The sequence below is a fragment of the Arthrobacter sp. P1_B9 genome, assembly GCF_056406495.1.
The window spans coordinates 1-6,159 of sequence record NZ_JBFUAA010000024.1 but is presented as its reverse complement, the minus strand read 5'-3'; the positions used below and the strand labels follow the sequence as shown (position 1 = coordinate 6,159).

Below are 6,159 nucleotides of genomic sequence, written 5' to 3'. Positions count from 1 at the left end.
TTTGCAAATCAGCGTTTCCGCGACCCGCAAACCATCCAACCCGCCCCACCCGAACCCGGAGCGCACAAAACGCCGACCAGATCCGGTCTTGAAATTTAGGGGATTGGCCGCCTCCGGTTCCCAGCATTTCCGCTGGTCTCCCTCGCGGCGACTTAGAAAACAATACACCCACCACGCCCCCACCGCAACTCCACCCCCCACACCCACCCCACCACCCAAAAACCCCGCCACCACAACCCAAAACCACCCGCCACGCACCTCATCACACGCTCCCCCGCCACCCACGGCCACTATGCCGTGCATCACTCCAACCCCGTGCCAGCAGATCCCCCACATGGCGGGCCCATGCAATTGCAGCCAAACAGCCGTCGTGTTGTCGAATGCAGGCCGCCACAGGGGCGTGACGCGGCAGGATGCTTCCGATGCCTTCTGGGCCAGACTCCGAACCAAGTGTTGTTCGAGGGGTACCGCAACCGGGTTCCCGGACGTCGGACGGCTTGCCTGACCCTGCGCGGGCTCATGGATCCCGCCGCGATCATCGCCGGCCTTCCGGCCAGCACTGCCGTCTGCCATCTGCCGGGGCGTATGACGAGTTGATGGCCCGACAGCAGCCACCCCGCCGAAATCATGGCTGAAGGGAACACCTGACGAACGTCAGCTACCTGGAATCAGCGAAGGACCTTGCAACCCGCGGCGGAAGTTGCATGATCTCGTGGTTTGATCGAGCGATTGATTCGGCCGCAGCCTGTTCCCAGGACGTCGAAGCAGCAAGAACTGTCAGGCAACCCCCTGGAGTCACCCTTGCTGTCTGTGCTTACTGAGAGCTCCCCCAGTCGATGTTCGCGATGTCTAAGGTGTTATCGACTCCCCTGAGTTCGCCCGCAATGCATCGGAACGGTCGGCTCGATGCGTCGCGCAGATCCGTGATCTGTATCGGATACCGCTTTCAAGAGCGGCACCTTCCACGACGAACAAGACCGACGCGTGTTCATTGCCTGCCGGAGCCGCCTGGCGAACGTGTTCCCACCCGACGCGATCCCAGGCAGTGTCATCAACGGCCTTCACCCACGCGCGGAATCCATCTTCATGCTCGGAAAGCGCATCCACCCAAGCGTCTTGGTGCTGAAGGGCGTACGCGCCAGGAGGGAGGGCGGGCTTGGCCTGTGTGTGAGCCTTTCCTTCGTGCGTCTTCGGTCGCCAATAGTCCCGGGAACCTGGGCAGCTCTTCAGGGCCTAAAGCAGGAGGCGTAGTAGACGCGCAGGTCCGGCGGTCGTACCGGCGCGGGCGGTGGTGGTTGCGGGCGATCCGGCCGGAGCGCCGAGCCTAGCGCCGCGGCCGGAAACGCTGTGCCGCCGCCGGCCGGGCAGTGTCCGCAGCGTGCTCTTGACGCGGCCCCGGCCGCAAGGGTAGACAAGGGCCATCCCGGTGCTGTCGCGGGGGTTATGACCGCAGACAGAACGCGGGCAGCGCGGGGACCGTCATGATGAACCACGGCGGAGCAGCGGAGTGAGGTGTGAGCGATGACCGGATTAGTTGCCTTCCGCTTCGTGGCGCTCGGCTGGGCGGCCTACTTCGCCGCGGAAGCAGGGGTTGCGGACGAATGGGCGTACTACTTCGCCGTCTTCGTGATTGTGCTGGCCCAGTGCGCCGGTGTACCGCTTCCCGCCGTGGCCGTCCTGCTTGGAGCCTACGCCTCGGCGCGCCACGGAGACCTGAACCTTGCCGCCGTTATCGCGGTCGGCAGCCTGGGCGCCATGCTCGGGAGCACTATTGGCTACGTACTTGGGCGGGTGGGAGGCCGTCCGCTGATGCTTCGACTCGCACGGCGCTTCCACGCCGACGAGAATCGCATCCTCCAGCTCGAGTCGTTCTTCGATCGGCACGGTGGCAAAGCCTTGTTCTTCGGCCGCTGGGTCATAGTGGTCCGGCTCTGGGGCGCCATTGCCGCGGGGGCCGCCAAGATGCCGTGGCCCAATTTTCTGCTCTGGACCATCACAGGGTCCATTGCCTGGGTCGCGAGCCTCAGTGTTCTCGCCTATTTGGCCGGGGCGCTGGCCAATGCCATCGGTGACGCTCTCGACATCGGCGGCTGGGTGCTGGTCCCCTTCGTCGTGCTTGGCCTGGTGATCGTCTGGCGCCGGCGCAGACGCCGGAAGCTCAGGTCAGCGGGAGGGGCAGGGGACGGCGTGCCCGATGCCGAATGAGGCCGTCCAGGCGCGTCCGGCCTGTACGTTCCTGCAGCAACGCGGGGCCTCCTTCAAGGCGGAGCATATGACGTCGTAGGGCCCCTCATCGGGCGATCGGGCGCCAGGGGCGATTACCGGCCCGGCCCGGGGGCATCTGGCCGTGTACCGGCCCGGTTTGGGGGCAGCCGGCCGTGGGCCCGGGCTCCGGGGCCGGGGTCCCGGCCCTGCCTGAGAGGGGGGGTTAAATGCGGGAGGACCCCCACCTGGTGGTGGGGGTCCTCGACCGTTAATGGTGTTCCGGCGGTGACCTACTCTCCCACACCCTCCCGGGTGCAGTACCATCGGCGCTGTGGGTCTTAGCTTCCGGGTTCGGGATGGGACCGGGCGTTTCCCCCACGCTATGACCGCCGTAACCCTTGCTCCGCCACCGTGCCCGCTGTTGGCGGGGGTGGGGAAATCTGTGGTTACAACATGGCCGCTGCAGCGAATGCAGCTGTGGTGTTGTTATTTTGTTGTGGTTTTGTTCCTGTCGCAACAGTGCCGTCGGTGACGGGTTTGTTGKTTGGGAACCACATAGTGGACGCAAGCAGTCTTGTTTCTTTGTACYCTTCCCTGGTGTGAACGTCTTTTGAATCCGTTCACGGGAAGAGTGTGTGGTGTAAGTTATCGGCCTATTAGTACCGGTCAGCTTCACGAGTCGTTAGTCCTCGCTTCCACATCCGGCCTATCAACCCAGTGGTCTGGCTGGGGGCCTCTCACACACAAGGTGTATGGAAATCTCATCTCGAAGCGAGCTTCCCGCTTAGATGCTTTCAGCGGTTATCCCATCCGAACGTAGCTAATCAGCGGTGCACTTGGCAGTACAACTGACACACCAGAGGTTCGTCCGTCCCGGTCCTCTCGTACTAAGGACAGCCCTTCTCAAATTTCCTGCGCGCGCAGCGGATAGGGACCGAACTGTCTCACGACGTTCTAAACCCAGCTCGCGTACCGCTTTAATGGGCGAACAGCCCAACCCTTGGGACCTACTCCAGCCCCAGGATGCGACGAGCCGACATCGAGGTGCCAAACCATGCCGTCGATATGGACTCTTGGGCAAGATCAGCCTGTTATCCCCGAGGTACCTTTTATCCGTTGAGCGACGGCCATTCCACAATGTACCGCCGGATCACTAGTCCCGACTTTCGTCCCTGCTCGAGATGTCTCTCTCACAGTCAAGCTCCCTTGTGCACTTACACTCGACACCTGATTGCCAACCAGGCTGAGGGAACCTTTGGGCGCCTCCGTTACTTTTTAGGAGGCAACCGCCCCAGTTAAACTACCCATCAGGCACTGTCCCTGACCCGGATTACGGGCCGAAGTTAGATGTCCAAAGTGACCAGAGTGGTATTTCAACGATGACTCCACCCGAACTGGCGTCCGGGCTTCAACGTCTCCCACCTATCCTACACAAGCCACTCCGAACACCAATACCAAACTATAGTAAAGGTCTCGGGGTCTTTCCGTCCTGCTGCGCGTAACGAGCATCTTTACTCGTACTGCAATTTCGCCGAGTTTATGGTTGAGACAGCGGGGAAGTCGTTACTCCATTCGTGCAGGTCGGAACTTACCCGACAAGGAATTTCGCTACCTTAGGATGGTTATAGTTACCACCGCCGTTTACTGGGGCTTAAATTCTCAGCTTCGCCTTGCGGCTAACCGGTCCTCTTAACCTTCCAGCACCGGGCAGGAGTCAGTCCGTATACATCGTCTTGCGACTTCGCACGGACCTGTGTTTTTAGTAAACAGTCGCTTCCCCCTGGTCTCTGCGGCCCCGATCCCCTCCCACCAGCAAGTGGTGTTCAAGGTTGGGGCCCCCCTTCTCCCGAAGTTACGGGGGCATTTTGCCGAGTTCCTTAACCATAATTCTCTCGATCGCCTTAGTATTCTCTACCTGATCACCTGTGTCGGTTTGGGGTACGGGCGGCTAAAACCTCGCGTCGATGCTTTTCTYGGCAGCATAGGATCACCGAATCCCCCCATACGGGGGTCCCGTCAGATCTCAGGCATCATGAACGGCGGATTTGCCTACCGTTCGCCCTACATCCTTAGACCGGGACAACCATCGCCCGGCTCGGCTACCTTCCTGCGTCACACCTGTTAATACGCTTGCCTCCCAGGATCAGGTCCCGCGCTCCACCAAAACCCACACACCCCGAAGGGTGCTAGGGCAGGTTTCGGGCGGTTAGTATCCCCTGTTCAGCATGGGCGGTTTTTCGCCGGTACGGGAATATCAACCCGTTGTCCATCGACTACGCCTGTCGGCCTCGCCTTAGGTCCCGACTTACCCAGGGCAGATTAGCTTGACCCTGGAACCCTTGATCATCCGGCGGACGGGTTTCTCACCCGTCTTTCGCTACTCATGCCTGCATTCTCACTCGTGTAGGCTCCACCGCTGGTTTCCACCGCGACTTCACTGCCCACACGACGCTCCCCTACCACTCCAGACGCCTGAACCACAAGGGCTTGGCTAATGTCTGAAATCCACAACTTCGGCGGTGTACTTGAGCCCCGCTACATTGTCGGCGCGGAATCACTTGACCAGTGAGCTATTACGCACTCTTTTAAGGATGGCTGCTTCTAAGCCAACCTCCTGGTTGTCTTCGCAACTCCACATCCTTTCCCACTTAGCACACGCTTAGGGGCCTTAGTTGGTGGTCTGGGCTGTTTCCCTCTCGACTATGAAGCTTATCCCCCACAGTCTCACTGCTGCGCTCTCACTTACCGGCATTCGGAGTTTGGCTGACGTCAGTAACCTTGTAGGGCCCATTAGCCATCCAGTAGCTCTACCTCCGGTAAGAAACACGCAACGCTGCACCTAAATGCATTTCGGGGAGAACCAGCTATCACGAAGTTTGATTGGCCTTTCACCCCTACCCACAGCTCATCCCCTCCATTTTCAACTGAAGTGGGTTCGGTCCTCCACGACGTCTTACCGTCGCTTCAACCTGGCCATGGGTAGATCACTTCGCTTCGGGTCTAGATCACGCCACTGCAACGCCCTATTCAGACTCGCTTTCGCTACGGCTTCCCCACACGGGTTAACCTCGCGACGTAACACTAACTCGCAGGCTCATTCTTCAAAAGGCACGCCGTCACCCCTACACGATCGCTCGCGGAGGCTCCGACGGATTGTAAGCACACGGTTTCAGGTACTGTTTCACTCCCCTCCCGGGGTACTTTTCACCTTTCCCTCACGGTACTGGTCCGCTATCGGTCATTAGGGAGTATTTAGGCTTATCAGGTGGTCCTGACAGATTCGCACGGGATTTCTCGGGCCCCGTGCTACTTGGGATACTTCACCAGGCGGTGCACAACATTTCGGTTACGGGGCTCACACCCTCTACGGCCGGCCTTTCAAGACCGTTCACCTATGCCTGCACTCTCACCTTCCCAGCCCGGCAGAGCTGGAGTGGGAAGTCCCACAACCCCGACCATGCAACGCCCGCCGGCTATCACACATGGAACGGTTTAGCCTGATCCGCGTTCGCTCGCCACTACTGACGGAATCACTATTGTTTTCTCTTCCTGCGGGTACTGAGATGTTTCACTTCCCCGCGTTCCCTCCACGCACCCTATGTGTTCAGATGCGGGTCACCAGGCAGCTCGCGCCCCTGGCGGGGTTTCCCCATTCGGACACCCTGGGATCACAGTCCGGTTATCGACTCCCCCAGGCTTATCGCAGATTCCTACGTCCTTCTTCGGCTCCTAATGCCAAGGCATCCACCGTGTGCTCTTAAAAACTTGACCACAAAAGATCAAGGAGTAATTTTCGAGAGAACCACAGAAACCACCACCATCACCCCAAAAGGCAACAGCGACAGATCCAGGTTCATATTCTTGGAAATTGCTTCTTATAAAAGATGCTCGCGTCCACTATGTAGTTCTCAAACAACAACCCCGTACCACACACCCCACACACACCCCGCCCCC

Annotated in this window: 2 protein-coding genes and 2 rRNA genes; 1 reads left to right on the top strand and 3 read right to left on the bottom strand. The window is 59.7% G+C overall.

Annotation, left to right across the window (positions count from 1 at the left end; all coding sequences use genetic code 11):
* Positions 1-849: 849 nt before the first annotated feature.
* Positions 850-1,065 (bottom strand): hypothetical protein, encoded by a 216-nt coding sequence (locus tag AC1D1A_RS20835; protein ID WP_476858275.1) that lies wholly within the window; start codon positions 1,063-1,065, stop codon positions 850-852.
* A 456-nt stretch (positions 1,066-1,521) separates the two neighbouring features.
* Here AC1D1A_RS20835 and AC1D1A_RS20830 point away from each other — a divergent pair, with 456 nt between their 5' ends.
* Positions 1,522-2,205, top strand: a complete 684-nt coding sequence (locus AC1D1A_RS20830; protein WP_476851869.1) for a DedA family protein — start codon at positions 1,522-1,524, stop codon at positions 2,203-2,205.
* Positions 2,206-2,482: 277 nt separating this feature from the next.
* Here AC1D1A_RS20830 and rrf read toward each other — a convergent pair.
* Positions 2,483-2,599, bottom strand: a 5S ribosomal RNA gene (gene rrf / locus AC1D1A_RS20825).
* Between the two features lie 241 nt (positions 2,600-2,840).
* A 23S ribosomal RNA gene (locus AC1D1A_RS20820) occupies positions 2,841-5,976 on the bottom strand.
* Positions 5,977-6,159 lie beyond the last annotated feature (183 nt).